Below are 18,294 nucleotides of genomic sequence, written 5' to 3'. Positions count from 1 at the left end.
TGCTCTATGAGACTCGTCACGGCTTGCTTCCCTCAACGTGTTTAGGCTCGATCATGACCCGGTTTCCAAAGGTCTTGAGGCTTGCATGGTGGAGAAGCTGTGCGTAAACAGGATCCTCCATCAAGAGCTCATGAGCTTTGCCAAAGCAATGAACTGGTAGATAAGGGTAGAGGTGGTGAATGAGGTGATAGCAATCGTTGCGTGGGAAGAAGAGGGTGCGGAGCACTGGGTTGTGGATGATGAAGTTGCGAGACTTATATATTTCGTCGAGCTCTATTGCATACAGTCCGCCATGATCCACGATGTCAATCAGGTAGCGAAGGAGAGGCAGGAATGCAGCATGGGCCAAGATGAGCGTCCACATGGCATAATTCATTTCTGCTATATATAGAGCCGCGCCGATTCCCACATAGAACGCAAGCCCGAAGCTGTGAGAGGGTTTTTTCATGCTGATCCTAGGAAAGTAAAACCAAACGAAGCGCAGCATTATTAAGTCGTGCAACGCCCGTGACCACGTGATAGGGCGATTGTGGTCGAGGTTCTGGCGTAACTTGAAATCATCGTCCAAGGCGTAGTTACCAAGATGCATGTGATGGCTGCGGTGCTCTTTTTTGTACGCCACAAAGTTTATGAGTAGTGGAATGCAAAGCAACTTGCCGACACGATCGTTGTAGCTGTGCGAATCTGAGAAAGAGTTGTGTGAGCATTCGTGTACGATGTTGTTCAGACCTTTAAGGGTGACGGCGGTTAAGGCTGCGAACACTACCGTTGTAAAAGAATGGTGGGTGGCTTGAGCCAAGGCGAGCAACACGACGATGGAGATCAAGTAAGCAGCTAGAAAAAGTGAGCCTTTCATCATCGATTGCGGGGTGCAAAGGTGCTTCATTCTCAGCGTCATGGCCAACCCCCTGCGAGTTTGATGACTTCACCCGTGATGAAGTCCGCCGAACCGCTCGCTAGAAATGTAATTAGTGCGCCAATCTCGCTCGCCTTGCCGAGCCTGCCTAGTGGGAGCAGCTTGTGCAGTTTCTTCCGGCCAAACTCCGTCTCCCACAGCTCTGACGGATAATAGCTTTCGCTTGCCAGGAAGTTCGGGGCGATTGCATTAACAGTGATTCCGCTGGATGCCAGCTCACGTGCTGCTGCTTGGGCGAGGGCCGAAGCACCAGCTCTGGCTGAACTGTAGGTGGAGAATCCAGGCTCGGGCTTTGACGGCGCGGCGGATGTAACTAGAACTATGTAACCTTTGCCGTATCGCTTCATTTCGGTCGCAGCTCTCGCCAAGAGGGAGAACGGTGTGATGAGTAAAGCCTCGCATGCCCTGCGCATGTCGCAAGCCTCCCCAGCTTCGAGCGGTACGTGTTGTAGGGGGAAGATGTCGTTGCTGACGAGTAGATCGATGCGGCCGAACTCTTTGGCAACATACGCAATGAGGGCACTCGATGTCTTGTTCGGATAGGCTGATGCGCCTGTGTTTTTTGTTTGGAAGTCTTTGCGCAAGTTCTCGTCGGGGAAGCTTTCATCATGGCAAACCACGACGTATCCTGCGGCAAGGAGAGCAGTGACCGCGCCCGGTCCTGCGTATTTGGTAGCGTTCGTGACGACTGCAACGGGGCGTATCATCGTGCCTCCCCAACAAACGTAGTAATCGCAGCGAGAATGTCAGTGTTTATAAGCAGCGCGTCGTGGTGACTGCGAGCCTCGCTCTCTTGCAAACGACTGCCATTTACGAGGCGGTGCAACATGAGGGATGCGCCTGGATGTGTCATACGATCTTTGCCGTTTGTGACAATCAGCATTGGCAACTCTAGTTGTCGTGCGGCGGCCATTGCGTCATATGCCATTAGCGCGAAATTTATTTTTGCATATCGATGAAATAGTCCAACGTCAGCATAGGGATAGAGAATGAAGGGCGCCAACTCCGGCGGGACACTGAACAACATAGCCGGATCCATGAAGAGAGAGTGAACCTCTGCCGCACGTTTGAGACTGGTCGAGGCCTCCGACAATAGGCTCTGAAACTGACGCTGGAATGGTGTGCGGGGCGTCTCAGGACCGAAGTTCAAGTCGCCATGAAGAATGAGTATAGAGGCGATGCTATTGGTGCATACAGCTGCTGCGGCGATAGCAGTCGGTGCGCCGCCGCAGATTCCAATAAGGTGGGCGCGGTTGAGGTTATAACCCAACATGATTGACTGGACGTGCCCTATTTCGGTCGTGATCTCGCCGGCTGGTTCTGCAAGTGAGCGCCAATCACCGAAGAGATAGGGACTCTCAAACATGATGACAAAGTGGTTTTGGCTAAGCCCTTTCATCCAGGAATTAAAGAACATTGGAGGCATGCCGCAGGGGAGTACGAAGATGATCGCTTCGTTAGTGGGTGTGCCTAAGGTGAACGTAGTTAAGGCTGGTGAGTCGTTTGGATATAGTGTTCTTCGTCGGCTTTGCTCTGGTATTGCGGCCATACTAAATGCGGCGTCCAATGTATTCGCTTTTTCGATGACTGCGAGTTTCTTCCAGTCGATTAGATTGGCGAGTAAGAACTTGCTAAGCGCAGTTTCCAAGCTTGATGCATTCAAGGGCGTGGGCCATACGAAGTATGGAACGACGAGAGAATAGTGTAGGCCAATCGCGCGCAAGATCTCGTTACAGCGCTCGGAATCTTCTGCGCGAAAGGGGGGGGCATCGCCAGCAGTGGTTGTGACAGGAAAAATTCTGAGCGTCGTACTGCATGCCGCGAGTAATGGTTGGCAGTGACCCAATACCTCTACGAGTTGTACAAGCTGTACGTCATCCGTGAGATGAATCGCTTTAATAGGCATGAGAAGACCTCGTTTTAGTGTTAGAACTTCTTACCGCGTGTTGTATGAGTGACTATTCGGTTGTTCGGACAATTATTCATGCCGCGCACCACGACAATTCCATACTTTTCGAGGCTCACGCTGCCACCGTATTCTTCGACCATATTTGTATCGGGATAAACGTGTACGGATGAGGGCACGTAACGCGTTGCATAACCCATGCGCATTTCCTTGGTCTTCCCGGAGTGAGGGTGCGAGGCATGCATGAGGGTTGACCAGAATATGATGAACTGCCCGGCCTCCATTACTATGGAAGTGGCGTCTTTTTCATTCGGTGACCAGTTCGGATCAATCTGCAGTTCCCGGTAGTCGTAGCCGAAGAAGCCACGTAGTACGCCGTTTTTTTTCATCGAATTGTTTTGCTCACCGCTGTAATGCATTCGTTTGGTTTCGTCATAGAACATTGTCTTGTGAGTACAGGGGATGAACTGGAGGCACCCGTTGTCGGTTGTCGCGTCGGTGAAGGCGCTCCAGACAGTGATTGTGCCTCCGAATTTTGAATCTTCGGGCCAAACGATTTGCGGTGTGCCGGACGCATTGGCAAAGGTATCGGCTTGATGCCAGTCAGTACCTTCTTCACCAGGATGTTTAGGGAAAAACTCCGTGCGCCAACAAATAACGTCCGGACCCAAAATGCTTGACACACGATCGACGATCTCACGTCGGCATATGTGTTCAGCGAGGAAGTCAATGTCGAGGTGGCGATCGTAGTTTGAGATATTGGTGCTGCCTGATACTGCTGCATTTGATTGGTAGACCGCGTGACTGCGATCCAGAGCCTGAAGTCGCGTTTGCCGCCAAAGAGCCTTCATTTCATCCGGTGAATAAAGCGTGAACGGGCCTATGTAGCCTTGATGATGGAATTGTTCAACTTCTTCAGGGGAAAGGTAAAAGTGGCTCTCAGGTGTTTTAATTATATTAGTCATGGAAGTGCCTATAATTATTATTGGGAGGTGAGGGTCTTGATTAGGGCCGAGAGGGTTGCGCCTTTGTTGAAAACGTCTATGCGCAGGTCCGTCTTGAACTTTAAATTGATGCGTTGGAGCATGATAGTCAGGGAGAAAGATGTTCCGCCGAGATCGAAAAATTCAGCATCGGGGTCGATGTCGCTAAGTCCAAGAGTACTTGCCCAGATAGAGTGCAGGTCTTTCTCTATCGACTCACTAGACTTCGTGCCTTCGGATTTGGCTGGGTATGTAAGTTTTTCTCGTAAGAGAGTCACGAGAGCGTCGTTGTCTTGTTTTCCGTTAACTGTAGTAGGGATGCGGTCGACAGCTATGTAGGCCGATGGAACCATATAACTTGGAAGCGCTTTGACCGCTGCAGCATGTAGTTCGGAAGGTAGTGTTTTGTGAGCGCGGCTCCCTGCAACTGCGCCGAGGACAACATAGGCTACAAGTCTTGGATCGTTTTCCCCGAAGTTTACTGCAATAACCTTCGCGTCTTGAACTTCCGCGTGGTGCATGAGGCAGGCCTCAATTTCACTGGGCTCGATACGATAACCGCGAACTTTGACTTGACAGTCGGCGCGACTGATGTATGCGTAAGTATCAAGTCCAATTTCTGCGCCGATATCGCCGGAATTGTACCAACGTCCCCAATTGCCCAAACGGTCGGTACGATATTTGAAACGCTCATGAGTGAGATCGGAGCGCCCGAGGTAACCGCGCGCGAGACCTGGGCCCTGTACATAGATAAACCCCACTTGTCCTCGTGGTACGGTCTGACCGTTTGTGTCAACTATCTCAATCTTCATGCCTGGGATGGGCATGCCAATTGGACTGAACTCTTGGGTCATGAGATCGCTTGGTTCGAGAAACTTCAATGTTGTGTGTACGGTCGTTTCCGTTATTCCGTACATATTGATAAGGCGAGGGCTGTCAAGGCCGTGTCGTGCTATCCATGGTGTTAGTGCCAGCGCGTCCAAGCGCTCTCCGCCAAGTATAACGTAGCGTAACGACAGTTCATCACATGGTCTTGTTGTATCAACGGTTATAAGGTTGCGGAAGGATGAGGGGGTTTGATTGAGTACGGTGACTTTCTCACGTGTCAGTAAGTCGTGAAAATCTTGTGGATCTCGAGCGGTCTGGTTTGACACCAGGACTAGGCTCCCTCCGAACAGGAGCGCGCCCCAGATTTCCCACGCAGAGAAATCGAAAGCGACTGAATGAAACTTGCACCATACGTCGTTTGCGTTAAACCCGAATTTATCGTGTGTTGCGGTGAAAAGGTGCACGATATTTCGATGTTCGACCATCACGCCTTTTGGCTGTCCCGACGAGCCCGATGTGAAAATGACGTAGGCCAGACTCGTCTCATCGTCGCCGGACTCCCTCTCAATGAGGGTGCTCGACACGGAAACAGCGGCAGTGATGTTGACGACGGTCCGGTCTTCAAAGTTTGGAGCGGTCGCATCGTCAGCGACGACGATGTCCATGGTGCTTAACTGAGCGATTTGCTTGCGTCGCTCCTGCGGGTGCGCTGGGTCTAGCGGAACGTAAGCACCGCCAGCTTTTAATATTCCCAGAATACCAATGATCAAGTCACATGTGCATTCAAGGCATAGTCCGACCAACTGATCACGCTTCACGCCGATGTTAAGCAGGGATATCGCCAGCTTTTCTGCGCGCTCGTTTAGATCTCGGTATGTCAGCTGTGTCTGGCCATCGGTAACGGCTATGTTATGAGGAAATTGTTGAGAAACTCTCGCGAAGACGGCGTGAAGTGTCGTCGCTCCAGTGAATTGGGTCGGTAAGCTAAATGTTTTCGTCGGCATCGTGGACACTCGAGGAAATGAAAAAACCTGAAATAAATAATGTCTCGAAACGCTTTAAAAAAGCGATCAAAAATCGAGTAGGTATTTTCCTAAAAAAATGTAGGACATTTCTCAGGTTTGTTCGGGGTGGATAACAACACTCAGCAATAGGTTGTATCAGGAATAAGCTATTTATTTGCCGAATATCCTGGTCGTCCCGCTAATGTGAAGGATGAAATTTCGACTGATCAAGTGCCAGTTTGGTTACACGAAAGTCCGCCTCCGAAGCTTGGTGAGAAACACCGCGCAGCGGACCACGTAACGAAAAAGCAATTCTCCCAGCCCACAGGAGATTTCTATGTCTCATGGTGCGGGAACTGAGGGAAAAAACGGTTTGTATTATCAGTTTGATGTATGGAAAAAAGTTAGGTGCTTGACTTTTTGAATTTTGAAAGATGTTTCTCTCGGACTATTCCTAACTTGCCATAGGAAATTTCCGATTGTGCTGCAGGACGTTTGCAAGAGCCAAAAATAACGCTCCGCCCTCCGGTTTTTCACTTGTATTGCCCTCATTCAATCCCTTAGCGTGATCGCCCAGACGCAAAGGATTGCGCAGTCAATCATGAAAAAAGGACCTCTTTCGATGAGTCAGTATTTCGAATGGGCGGATGAGATCAAGCACCTGTCCGGGGAACAAATCGAGCAACTGTACCAGCGCTATCTGAACGGTGAAAAAAGTGCCGATCTGAAAATCGAGTTCAACATTGCGCCTGAAGTCCGCAGTCTGTTGAAAATATTGCCGCCGATTATCAGCAAGGACCTGACCTGCCCCTACTGCGACCTGCCCATGTGGGTGCGTCGGAACGCCAAGGGTACCCCTGTCTCAATTCGAAACCGTTTCAAGTGCGTGCGTTGCGAGCACTATCACCATGAGCCTGGCCACTATGGGCGAAACAAGCCCTGTACCTGCGATGAATGCTACAAGCTGCGCCAGCAGGAAATCGTCGCCCAGGCGCAGCGCGATCGTCTCGAGCTGGAGAAACGCTACCCCACGTCACGTCCGGCGGTGCCTTATGCATCGCTGGGTTTCGTCCAGAAACTGACATTGCTCGCCTTGCTGGACGACGGCCATGTCGCTGGCGCCGAGCGCATTGCCTCGCTCGACGCCGGGTTGCGCAGTGAACCGTTGGCGCCCACTGATGAGGCCAGTGAAGCGCTGGTGAGGAACCTGTACGAGGCCGGCGTGCTGAACGTCGATCCGGATGGCGACATCAAGGCCTTCGATCGAGCGGCCGGCTACCTGATCAAAGACTTTTCCTGCGTGCGCTGGCTACCCAATGTCGCGCTGGAAACCGGCGTACGCAGCACTCGCGACGCACTGTACCAGGCGTTGTACCAGGAACTGTCCGGCAGTGTTCAGCCGTCCTGGAAAAGCGAGCTGTATGCCTTGATGTTGAGCCTGGCCCGGGACGAGTCGATTCAGTACATCCAGGTATTGGCCAGCGAAGTGAGCTTCGTGTTCAGTGCCCGAGGGCGTGCCGAAACTGTTGTCGGCCAGCTTCTGCAGGACTTCTCGGTGAGCCATGTCTACTACTTTGCGCGATTGGCGGTGAAGAATGCCGCGCATTTTTATGCCACCGGCAACTCCAAGGGCCGCAACCACGCTTGCAACACCATCCCGGGCAACATGTTGGGCACGGCGCAGGATGCCAAGGCGCGAAACTGGCGCAAAACCGCCTATCGCGATTCGCGAGTGCCGCAGTCGTCCTTGCACCGAATCCTGTACGACGTGGTGCTGAAAGACAGCGGGGCTGGTTTTTCCAAGTCTCCCGGCCTCTACTGGCGTGATGAACTGGTGCCGCGGTTTTTCTCCGGCGATGCTTGTGGAGCAGACCTGGCCGGGCATCTGCAGCTGTTCTGCCGCGAGTGTGAATCGAGCAACGTCGATGCCAGCATGGACCGGATGACGATTCAAATGCTCTGTTACGACTGCGCGACAGTGAGCAAATTTCAGGCGATCGAAGACTTGATCGACTGAATTGGTCGAGGTTCTTTCAACGCGCCAATAGCGTCCATGGTCGGTTCGGCGATCATGGATGTTGTCAATTTCTGGTTGAGGCGTGGCACATGCGTGCTGGACGGCCGTTCTGGCACGAATGTCCTGCAAAAAACGTGCACTCAGCCCTGAAATCGACTCCGACTGCTAGTGTTGTTCAGTGTGCGCCTGCAGAGCAGCGTACCGTTGACCGAATATGTCGCAGCATCGCAAGCATGGGCCTTGCCGCACTCGTTAAGCTGCGCAACGGATGAGCACCCGTAAAGGCATTGCGTTGCCCGCAGCCCAGTCGCTTTTGCAGATGCCCATTCACGGAAGGTGAATGTGACCCGAGTGTCTCGTTTAGCTTCACCCACCTGTCACCCTGTTTCCTCTGCCCGAGAATCAGGAACAGGGTGACGGGTAGCCCCTGACAGGGGAATAGCACGCGACGCTTCCATCAATAACAAGCCCAAGCGGAGTACCACAGATGGCGTTCTTCACCGCAGCCAGCAAAGCCGACTTCCAGCACCAACTGCAAGCGGCACTGGCGCAGCACATCAGTGAACAGGCACTGCCACAAGTGGCGCTGTTCGCTGAACAATTCTTCGGCATCATTTCCCTGGATGAACTGACCCAACGTCGGTTGTCTGACCTCGCTGGCTGTACTCTTTCTGCGTGGCGCCTGCTTGAGCGCTTCGATCACGCGCAACCGCAAGTGCGCGTCTACAACCCCGATTACGAACGTCACGGCTGGCAGTCGACCCACACCGCGGTCGAAGTGCTACACCATGACCTGCCGTTCCTGGTGGACTCGGTGCGTACCGAGCTGAACCGCCGCGGCTATAGCATCCACACCCTGCAAACCACCGTGCTGAGCGTGCGTCGTGGCAGCAAGGGCGAGTTGCTCGAAATCCTGCCCAAAGGCACCCAGGGCGACGACGTGTTGCACGAGTCGCTGATGTACCTGGAAATCGACCGGTGCGCCAATCCGGCCGAACTGAACGTGCTGAGCAAAGAGCTGGAGCAGGTGCTGGCAGAAGTGCGTGTCGCGGTCGGCGATTTCGAACCGATGAAGGCCAAGGTCCAGGAAATCCTCACCAACCTGGACAACAGCCAGTTCGCCGTCGATGCCGACGAAAAGAGCGAAATCAAGAGTTTCCTGGAATGGCTGGTGGGCAACCACTTTACCTTCCTCGGCTATGAAGAGTTCGTGGTCAGCGATGAAGCCGATGGCGGCCACATCGTCTATGACAAGAATTCCTTCCTCGGCCTGACCAAACTGCTGCGCGCCGGCCTGAGCTACGATGACCTGCGCATCGAAGACTACGCCGTGAACTACCTGCGCGAACCGACCCTGCTGTCGTTCGCCAAGGCCGCACATCCAAGCCGTGTACACCGTCCGGCTTACCCGGACTACGTGTCGATCCGTGAAATCGACGCCAACGGCAAGGTCATCAAGGAATGCCGTTTCATGGGCCTGTACACCTCCTCGGTGTATGGCGAGAGCGTGCGGGTCATCCCGTATATCCGCCGCAAGGTCGCGGAAATCGAACGCCGTTCGGGTTTCCAGGCCAAGGCTCACCTGGGCAAGGAACTGGCGCAGGTGCTCGAAGTCCTGCCACGCGACGACCTGTTCCAGACCCCGGTGGACGAGCTGTTCAGCACCGTGATGTCGATCGTGCAGATCCAGGAACGCAACAAGATCCGCGTGTTCCTGCGCAAGGACCCATACGGTCGCTTCTGCTACTGCCTGGCCTACGTGCCGCGTGATATCTACTCCACCGAAGTGCGGCAGAAGATCCAGCAAGTGCTGATGGATCGCCTCAAGGCCTCGGATTGCGAGTTCTGGACCTTCTTCTCCGAGTCCGTGCTGGCCCGCGTGCAACTGATTTTGCGCGTCGACCCGAAAAACCGCATCGACATCGACCCGCAGCAACTGGAAAACGAAGTGATCCAGGCGTGCCGCAGCTGGCAGGACGATTACTCGGCCCTGACCGTCGAAACCTTCGGTGAAGCCCACGGCACCAACGTGTTGGCCGACTTCCCGAAAGGCTTCCCGGCCGGTTACCGCGAACGATTCGCCGCCCATTCGGCTGTGGTCGACATGCAGCACCTGCTGAACCTCAGCGAAAAAAATCCGCTGGTGATGAGCTTCTACCAGCCACTGGGTCAAGTGGGCCAGCGTGAGCTGCACTGCAAGCTGTACCACGCCGACACGCCACTGGCGCTGTCCGACGTGTTGCCAATCCTGGAAAACCTCGGCCTGCGCGTGCTGGGTGAATTCCCGTACCACCTGCGTCACAACAATGGCCGCGAGTTCTGGATCCACGACTTCGCCTTCACCGCAGCCGAAGGCCTGGACCTGGACATCCAGCAACTCAACGACACCCTGCAGGACGCGTTCGTCCACATCGTGCGTGGCGATGCCGAGAACGATGCGTTCAACCGCTTGGTACTGACCGCCGGCCTGCCGTGGCGTGACGTGGCGCTGCTGCGTGCCTACGCCCGTTACCTGAAGCAGATCCGCCTGGGCTTCGACCTGGGCTACATCGCCAGCACCCTGAACAACCACACCGACATCGCTCGCGAATTGACCCGGTTGTTCAAGACCCGCTTCTACCTGGCGCGCAAGCTCAGCAGCGACGATCTGGAGCAGCGCCTGGAACACGCGATTCTCACCGCGCTGGACGACGTCCAGGTGTTGAACGAAGACCGTATCCTGCGTCGCTACTTGGACCTGATCAAGGCCACCCTGCGCACCAACTTCTACCAGACCGACGCCAACGGCCATAACAAGCCGTACTTCAGCTTCAAGTTCAACCCGCACTTGATTCCTGAACTGCCCAAGCCGGTGCCGAAGTTCGAAATCTTCGTCTACTCGCCGCGCGTAGAAGGCGTGCACCTGCGCTTCGGCAACGTGGCCCGTGGTGGCTTGCGCTGGTCTGACCGTGAAGAAGACTTCCGTACCGAAGTCCTGGGCCTGGTAAAAGCCCAGCAAGTGAAGAACTCGGTCATTGTGCCAGTCGGTGCGAAGGGCGGCTTCCTGCCGCGTCGCCTGCCACTGGGCGGCAGCCGTGACGAGATCGCGGCCGAGGGCATCGCCTGCTACCGCATCTTCATTTCCGGCCTGTTGGACATCACCGACAACCTGAAGGACGGCGCGCTGGTACCACCGACCAACGTCGTGCGCCATGACGACGATGACCCGTACCTGGTGGTGGCCGCGGACAAGGGCACCGCGACGTTCTCCGACATCGCCAACGGCATCGCCATCGACTACGGCTTCTGGCTGGGTGACGCGTTTGCATCCGGTGGTTCGGCCGGTTACGACCACAAGAAAATGGGCATCACCGCCAAGGGCGCGTGGGTGGGCGTACAACGCCACTTCCGCGAGCGCGGCATCAATGTCCAGGAAGACAGCATCACCGTGGTCGGCGTCGGCGATATGGCCGGTGACGTGTTCGGTAACGGCTTGTTGATGTCGGACAAGCTGCAACTGGTCGCAGCGTTCAACCACCTGCACATCTTCATCGATCCGAACCCGAACCCGGCGACCAGTTTCGCCGAACGTCAGCGCCTGTTCGACCTGCCACGTTCGGCCTGGTCGGACTACGACACCAGCATCATGTCCGAAGGTGGCGGCATCTTCTCCCGTAGCGCGAAGAGCATCGCGATTTCCCCGCAGATGCAGGAACGCTTCGACATCCAGGCCGACAAGCTGACCCCGACCGAATTGCTGAACGCCTTGCTCAAGGCACCGGTGGACCTGTTGTGGAACGGCGGTATCGGTACGTACGTCAAGGCCAGCAGCGAAAGCCACGCCGATGTCGGCGACAAGGCCAACGATGCATTGCGCGTGAACGGTAACGAACTGCGCTGCAAAGTGGTGGGCGAGGGCGGTAACCTCGGCATGACCCAGCTGGGTCGCGTGGAGTTCGGCCTCAACGGCGGCGGCTCCAACACTGACTTCATCGACAACGCCGGTGGCGTGGACTGCTCCGACCACGAAGTGAACATCAAGATCCTGCTGAACGAAGTGGTTCAGGCCGGCGACATGACCGACAAGCAGCGCAACCAGTTGCTGGCGAGCATGACCGACGAAGTCGGTGGCCTGGTGTTGGGCAACAACTACAAGCAGACCCAGGCACTGTCCCTGGCAGCCCGTCGTGCCTTGCCGCGGATTGCCGAATACAAGCGCCTGATGAACGATCTGGAAGGTCGCGGCAAACTGGATCGCGCCATCGAGTTCCTCCCGGCTGAAGAAGCGATCAACGAGCGCGTCGCGGCGGGCCATGGCCTGACCCGTGCCGAGCTGTCGGTGCTGATCTCCTACAGCAAGATCGACCTCAAGGAGCAGCTGCTGGGCTCCCTGGTGCCGGATGACGACTACCTGACCCGCGACATGGAAACCGCTTTCCCGCCGACCCTGGTGAGCAAGTTCTCCGAAGCCATGCGCCGTCACCGCCTGAAGCGCGAGATCGTCAGCACCCAGATCGCCAACGATCTGGTCAACCACATGGGCATCACCTTCGTGCAACGACTCAAGGAGTCGACCGGCATGAGCCCGGCGAACGTGGCCGGCGCCTATGTGATCGTGCGTGACATTTTCCACCTCCCGCACTGGTTCCGTCAGATCGAAGCCCTGGATTACCAGGTGTCCGCCGACGTTCAGCTGGAGTTGATGGACGAGCTGATGCGCCTGGGCCGTCGCGCCACGCGCTGGTTCCTGCGCGCCCGTCGCAACGAGCAGAACGCTGCCCGTGACGTCGCGCACTTCGGTCCGCACCTCAAGGAGCTGGGTCTCAAGCTCGACGAACTGCTCAGCGGCGAGATCCGCGAGAACTGGCAGTCGCGTTATCAGGCGTACGTTGCAGCCGGTGTCCCGGAGTTGTTGGCGCGCATGGTGGCTGGCACCTCGCACCTGTACACCCTGCTGCCGATCATCGAGGCCTCTGACGTGACCGGCCAGAACCCTGCGGACGTGGCCAAGGCCTACTTCGCCGTGGGCAGCGCACTGGACATCACCTGGTACCTGCAACAGATCAGCGCCTTGCCGGTGGAAAACAACTGGCAGGCCCTGGCCCGTGAAGCGTTCCGCGATGACGTCGACTGGCAGCAACGTGCTATCACCATCTCGGTCCTGCAACAGGGCGATGGTTCCCAGGACGTGGAAACACGGCTGTCCCTGTGGATGTCGCAACACGAAAGCATGATCGAACGCTGGCGCGCGATGCTGGTGGAAATCCGTGCCGCCAGCGGTACGGACTACGCCATGTACGCGGTGGCCAACCGTGAGCTGCTGGACCTGGCTCTGAGCGGGCAAGCGGTAGTGCCTGTCACTGCCACTGTCAGCGCCGAGCTGGAACCGGCGGCCTGATCAGGCGTTGAATGAAAAAGCCCCGCATTGAGAGATGCGGGGCTTTTTTTCGGCCGATGTTCTTGTCGTGTCTGTTCGGGCCCCTTCGCGAGCAGGCTCGCTCCCACATGGGTTTGCGGCGAACACAAAACTAATGTGGGAGCGGGCTTGCCCGCGAAGAGGCCTTCGGGGTCAATACAACTTCTGAACCTTGTTATCATCAAGCATCGACACTTTATCTGTCGGCCTGGTCAACAAATTACTGAGCGACTGGTCAAGCTTCTGCAACGCCCTTACTTGCACATTCTGTTGTTCGTTAATGTCGGCGACAATCTCTTCGCTGCGTTTAAAGTCTGCCCACACAGGACTCAGCGATTTCGCGTCATGCCCTTTGGCAGTGCCAATATAACTCAGGTTCTTGTCATAGAAGTCCACACTGACATTCGCCTCGATGTCCGAACTGCGCGAGGTGATCAACTGGCTGCGGCTGTCGACGACGGCCACCACATCCGGTTTCGCCGCCTGCAGGCTTTGCATGTCCGGGTATACCGTGACTGAGCCGAATTGCCGTTGCAGGGAGGCCTTGACCCAGTCCACCGCCAAATCGGGTTTTGACGTGGCCACATAGGCATCATGGATCGACTGCACCAGCAGGCTCTGGCCGAAACCGGTGCCGGCATTGGCCTGGTAGTCCTGCAGGTAGGCGCGGTTGGCCTGGGTATTGCGGCTGTAGACAATGCCCAGCGTGACATCGCTGCCGTTGGGGATGCGCGTTGCGCTGCTGCGACCCACCGGTTGCGTAAAGATACCTTCCAGCGGAGTCACCGCTGAAGGTGCCGTGGGAATTGAGCAACCGGTTATCAGGACGGCCATGGTCAATGTACTGACGAACGCAAGTTTCATGGTGTTTCTCCAGTGAAACAACATCGATCGGAAAGTTACAGTTGCCGTATGAGGGCGGCAGTCACTCCAGACTAAACCGTGCGTTGTTGAATGAAATAGCCAATCGATGCCCTTAACCAGTAGACAATAGTTTTATTTGGTTTAACGGAGTGCGGTTAATTGCCTGAAGATATAAAAACGCCCAAATCAAGAGTTTGGGCGTTTTTATTTATGGTTACAGGTTCAACGATCAGTTTTGCAAGGGGATCAACACTTTCTCGTCAGGTGACAACACCATGAACACCAACAGCTTCGCAGGTTGGGTTGTGCTGGCATTTTTCGAGACCAGATGTTCCGAACCGGCAGGTTCGTACCAATACTCGCCAGCCTTGTAAGTGACCTCTTTTTCGCCCTTCACCTGGGAAGTGATCGATCCCGAAAGTACATAGGCCATGGCGGTGCCATCGTGTTTGTGGGCGATCGACGCTTGGCCTGGCTTATAGTCGACCTCAATCATCAGGGCCTTTTTCCCAGGGGCGTTCTTCAGCATCTGGTCCTGCAGCACCGTGACCTTTTCTGAAGGATCACCGGCTTCGTGGGCAAACGCCGAGGCGCAAACGGTCAAGGCAAGGGCAGCGAGAGAGCAGCGCAAAACGTTCATGGTTCATCACCTGCAGTGGTTGGTTGTCAGGGACCAATCTATTGCGCCAGGTGGGATAAACAAACAGCCAATTCTTGCGAAGGCCAGGTGACCAATTTGCGGCGCCGCAACGAAAAAGATCGCAGTCCCCGGTAAGGTTTGCAGAGGTACCCATACTCTGCAAGCGCGACCAAGGACTGCGATCTTTAACCGTTTCTATCTGATCGGAAAGCTATTGAAGTCAACAGCGTTGGCCAGCTGGCAATCGATCAGGTCAATGAAGCCTTGCACCTGGGGGTTGTTGAAATGCGATTGCATCGCCGATTCCGATTGCCAGTGGGCGCTGACAGTCCAGCGATTACTGTCCTCAGGGCAGCGGTCGACCATATAGGATTCACAGCCCGGTAGTTCGCGCAGGGTATCGACGATTTTTTGCAATTTCTGACCCAGTTCTTCCGAGCGACCGGCAACGGCCTGCACCTGTACGGTATTGATCACTTTGTAGGACATTGGCTCACACTCCTCATTGAGGGATAACGCCTATGCAGGATAGGCCTGCACCTCCGGACCACCAATAGCCAATCGCGGGATAAAAACGCAGACCAATCCATCAGGCAACCTGCTGCAAAATGTCCCTGAAACGGTCCAGGGCGATGTCGATGTCCAGGGTCTCGATAGCGCCAAAACCCAGGAAAAACCCCGCCTGGGGCGCCTGCTGGTAGAAAAAACTGTCAATGGCATAGAGCCCGACTTCAACCTTTTTCGCCAGCTCGATCACCAGTGGCACGTCGATCGCTACCTTGCACAGCACCACCATGTGAAAGCCCGCTGCGGTCGGCACCGCTTCAAGCCAGGGTGCGAGATCACCGGCCATGCGCGCCAGGATCCGCTCACGCCTGCCCGCGTAGATCGTATGGCAGCGACGAATGTGCTTGAGCAGGCAGCCTTCGGCGATGAATTTGGCCAGCGCCCACTGGGGCAGGGTGGAGGTGTGCAGGTCGGTGAGTTGCTTGGCGCGCACCACCGCCTCGAGAATCGCCGGCGGCAGGATCGCGTAACCCAGGCGCAGTTCTGGCAAAAGTGTTTTCGAGAAGGTCCCCACATAGGCGACGATCCCGCGCTCGTCCATGCTTTGCAGCGAGTCCGTGGGGCGGCCTTCGTAGCGGAACTCGCTGTCGTAGTCGTCTTCGATGATGATCGCCCCCAGTTCATGGGCGCGAGCCAGCAGTGCAGCGCGGCGCTCCTGGCTCATGGGCATGCCCAGCGGGAACTGGTGCGACGGGGTGACGTAGATCAGCCGCGTACCGAGGGGGATTTTCTCCACGACAATCCCTTCGGCGTCCACCGGCACGCCAATCACCGTGGCGCCATGGGTGCCGAACAACAGGCGCGCCGGCGGATAACCGGGATCTTCCATGGCGACGATGCTGCCCGCTCGTATCAGCACCCGGGCAATCAGATCCAGCGCCTGTTGCGCGCCATTGCACACCACCACGTCCTCGTCCTGGCAATTGACCCCGCGAGAAAAGGCTATGTGCTGCGCGATGGCATTGCGCAGCGCCGGCAGGCCCTCGGGCAGGCTGTAGAAGCCCTTCGACGCGGCGATCTGGCGCAAGGCGTGGGACGTGCAGCGTCGCCAGTCATCCTGGGGAAACTGGCCCTTGCTGGTGGCGCCGCCAATGAAGTCGTAGCGCAGCGAGCCTTCGAGCGTCGGATGACGCAGGAACACCGGCAGGCTACGCCAGGATTCGATCACCTCGAAGCCGGCCAGCTCCCTATGGCTTTGTTTGCGCTCGATTTTGGATACGCGGGCGTTGACGTAGGTGCCTTTGCCGATCACCCCGGTGAGGAAGTTTTCATAGGTCAGCTGGGCATAGGTATCGGAAATGGTCTTGCGCGAAATGCCCAGTTGTTCGGCCAGCAGGCGGCTGGGAGGCAGTTGCGTCCCGGCGGCCAGGCGACCCGATTCGATAGCGCTGCGCAGTTGCGTGTACAACTGGCCCGCCAGGTCCTTGCGTCCGTTAATGACAACGTGTAGTTCCATACCGGCAAGGCTCCATGGCGATTGAGGCGCGTGTGCGTTACGCCAGATTACCCTCAACTGGCGTTTATGCAGTAGTTGCGTGGCGTAAAAACCGCCAATTGGTCTGGGCCCAGGTGGTCCACGGAAATTTCGCGCAATTGGATATGTAACGCAGCGTTAACAACGTCTACCTTGGCGGCATATCGACGCCATATGAGGTCACGCCATGACCCTCCGCCTGGATTATTACAGCGCCTCGCCCAAGGCGATGAAAGCGCTGATCGCCATGGAAGCCCTGACCAGCAACCTGAGTATCGAGCCGGCGCTGCTGCACCTGATCAAGATCCGTGCTTCGCAGATCAATGGCTGTGCGTTCTGCACCGATATGCACTCGGTGGACGCACGGCGCCTGGGCGAAACCGACCGCCGCCTGTACTCCATCGTGGTCTGGCGCGACAGTAACTTCTTCAACCCACGCGAGCGCGCCGCCCTGGCCTGGACTGAAGCGGTGACGCTGCTTTCGCAGGACCACGTGCCAGACACTGTCTACGAGCAAGCCAGGGCGCAGTTCAGCGAAGGTGAACTGGTGGACCTGACCATCGCTGTCACCACCATCAACAGCTGGAATCGACTGGCCGTGAGTTTTCGCCAGACCCCCAGCGCCTGAAAGGCTGTCACACGTCGTTCATGTACCTTGCGCAGGATGGTGCTCCCAGTGAAAGATCGACAGGGAGTCATCGATGTCATTCATGGAAACCCGGGGCGACCAGCGTGTAGCGCAATATCCCACACACCTCGATACGACCGCCTCCTGGCGCACCCGCGCGGCGCAGATCGATCCGCTGCTCGCGCAGTGCTTCAGCGTGATCGCCCGGTGCGGCTGCTTCATGCAGGCATCGCGGCGCCTCAACATCAAGGCAACCCGGTTGCGCAAGCATTTGGCACAGCTTGAAAAACAGCTGCGGTGTTCGCTGTTCAGCCCATCGGAGAATGGCCTGGTACTCAGTCGTGACGGCCTGCAACTGCACAAGCAGCTGACCGCCCTGGCGCATGAACGCGACCTGCCGGTGCTCGAGCAACCTGTGGTGCGCCTGGCGGTGGCCGAGACGATCCTGCACGACATCCTCGGTCGCGATCTGGTGGCGTTGCTGCGACGCAATGCCAGCGCGCGCCTGGACATCATTACCCTCGACAGCGAATTGTCCCTGCAGGCGGTCAGTGCCGATGTCGTGGTATGGATGACAGGCATCGGCTCGCCAACGCCGGGACCGAGTTTTGCCGTCAACGAGCCCAGATGCCTGGCGCGGCTCGACTATCTACCGCACATCGCCAAACGCTATTCACGAGTCGCCGCGCGGCCGGCCGGTCTCGATGACCTGGCCGATTTCATGCTGGTGCAATGGCAGCATGATCGACAGATCGACAGTTTTCGGTCCTGGAACGACCTGGTCGACCAGCGCCTGGCCGGGGTCGTGCAGTCGCATTCCTATCCACTGATGCTGGAGATGGTCCGTTGCAGCGCCTGCATCGGCCTGTTGCCTGGCTACATGAGCCATTTCGACCGTGGCTTGATCGGTTTGCCGGGGTTGTTCAGCCAGCCGATGCAGCGCCAGGTGTGGCTGGCGGTGAATGCCGAGGCCGAGGGCGATGCGCAGGTGCAGACGATTGTCGAGTTGATCCTCGGCACCTTCGAAGAGCGGCGGGAATGGTTCCTGTAGGAGCGAGCATGCTCCGGGCGG

The 18,294-nt window shown here is 56.5% G+C and carries 13 protein-coding genes; 4 read left to right on the top strand and 9 right to left on the bottom strand.

The window, feature by feature from the left end; genetic code table 11:
* Nucleotides 1-16: 16 nt before the first annotated feature.
* Genes PG5_RS29790 through PG5_RS29770 form a run of 5 tightly spaced genes read right to left on the bottom strand, consistent with a single transcriptional unit; the run spans nucleotide 17 to nucleotide 5,637 of the window.
* Complete coding sequence (locus tag PG5_RS29790) at nucleotides 17-898, bottom strand: fatty acid desaturase (RefSeq protein WP_042955871.1); 882 nt, start codon at nucleotides 896-898, stop codon at nucleotides 17-19.
* On the bottom strand, nucleotides 895-1,623 hold the full coding sequence (locus tag PG5_RS29785) for an SDR family oxidoreductase (protein WP_042955870.1): 729 nt from the start codon (nucleotides 1,621-1,623) through the stop codon (nucleotides 895-897). The genes PG5_RS29790 and PG5_RS29785 overlap by 4 nt, the downstream gene beginning before the upstream one ends.
* A complete protein-coding gene (locus tag PG5_RS29780) occupies nucleotides 1,620-2,822 on the bottom strand; it encodes a hypothetical protein (protein WP_020800797.1) in 1,203 nt (400 codons plus the stop codon). The genes PG5_RS29785 and PG5_RS29780 overlap by 4 nt, the downstream gene beginning before the upstream one ends.
* Before the next feature lie 20 nt (nucleotides 2,823-2,842).
* Nucleotides 2,843-3,787: a chlorinating enzyme gene (locus tag PG5_RS29775; RefSeq protein WP_020800796.1), complete on the bottom strand. Its 945-nt coding sequence runs from the start codon at nucleotides 3,785-3,787 to the stop codon at nucleotides 2,843-2,845.
* Nucleotides 3,788-3,804: 17 nt separating this feature from the next.
* Nucleotides 3,805-5,637 (bottom strand): amino acid adenylation domain-containing protein, encoded by a 1,833-nt coding sequence (locus tag PG5_RS29770; protein ID WP_020800795.1) that lies wholly within the window; start codon nucleotides 5,635-5,637, stop codon nucleotides 3,805-3,807.
* 622 nt (nucleotides 5,638-6,259) lie between these two features.
* On the opposite strand from PG5_RS29770, the gene PG5_RS29765 reads away from it, so the two are divergent.
* Nucleotides 6,260-7,654 (top strand): hypothetical protein, encoded by a 1,395-nt coding sequence (locus PG5_RS29765; RefSeq protein WP_020800794.1) that lies wholly within the window; start codon nucleotides 6,260-6,262, stop codon nucleotides 7,652-7,654.
* A 487-nt stretch (nucleotides 7,655-8,141) separates the two neighbouring features.
* Nucleotides 8,142-13,031 (top strand): NAD-glutamate dehydrogenase, encoded by a 4,890-nt coding sequence (locus PG5_RS29760; protein WP_020800793.1) that lies wholly within the window; start codon nucleotides 8,142-8,144, stop codon nucleotides 13,029-13,031.
* Between the two features lie 171 nt (nucleotides 13,032-13,202).
* On the opposite strand, the gene PG5_RS29755 is transcribed toward PG5_RS29760, so the two are convergent.
* The 4 genes from PG5_RS29755 to PG5_RS29740 all read right to left on the bottom strand — a co-directional run bounded on the left by PG5_RS29755 (nucleotide 13,203) and on the right by PG5_RS29740 (nucleotide 16,576).
* Entirely contained in the window at nucleotides 13,203-13,913 is a 711-nt protein-coding gene (locus PG5_RS29755; protein ID WP_020800792.1) for a hypothetical protein, read from the bottom strand.
* Nucleotides 13,914-14,142: 229 nt separating this feature from the next.
* Nucleotides 14,143-14,553, bottom strand: coding sequence for a cupin domain-containing protein (locus PG5_RS29750; RefSeq protein ID WP_020800791.1), 411 nt, complete (start codon nucleotides 14,551-14,553; stop codon nucleotides 14,143-14,145).
* Between the two features lie 195 nt (nucleotides 14,554-14,748).
* Nucleotides 14,749-15,042: an antibiotic biosynthesis monooxygenase family protein gene (locus tag PG5_RS29745; protein ID WP_020800790.1), complete on the bottom strand. Its 294-nt coding sequence runs from the start codon at nucleotides 15,040-15,042 to the stop codon at nucleotides 14,749-14,751.
* A gap of 100 nt (nucleotides 15,043-15,142) precedes the next feature.
* Nucleotides 15,143-16,576 (bottom strand): PLP-dependent aminotransferase family protein, encoded by a 1,434-nt coding sequence (locus PG5_RS29740; RefSeq protein ID WP_020800789.1) that lies wholly within the window; start codon nucleotides 16,574-16,576, stop codon nucleotides 15,143-15,145.
* A 205-nt stretch (nucleotides 16,577-16,781) separates the two neighbouring features.
* Here PG5_RS29740 and PG5_RS29735 point away from each other — a divergent pair, with 205 nt between their 5' ends.
* Nucleotides 16,782-17,222 (top strand): carboxymuconolactone decarboxylase family protein, encoded by a 441-nt coding sequence (locus PG5_RS29735; RefSeq protein ID WP_020800787.1) that lies wholly within the window; start codon nucleotides 16,782-16,784, stop codon nucleotides 17,220-17,222.
* Between the two features lie 73 nt (nucleotides 17,223-17,295).
* Nucleotides 17,296-18,273, top strand: a complete 978-nt coding sequence (locus tag PG5_RS29730; protein WP_020800786.1) for a LysR family transcriptional regulator — start codon at nucleotides 17,296-17,298, stop codon at nucleotides 18,271-18,273.
* Nucleotides 18,274-18,294 lie beyond the last annotated feature (21 nt).

The organism is Pseudomonas sp. G5(2012), assembly GCF_000408945.1.
Classification (GTDB): domain Bacteria; phylum Pseudomonadota; class Gammaproteobacteria; order Pseudomonadales; family Pseudomonadaceae; genus Aquipseudomonas; species Aquipseudomonas umsongensis.
The sequence above is the reverse complement of the archived record's forward strand: the minus strand, read 5'-3'. Positions and strand labels throughout refer to the sequence as shown.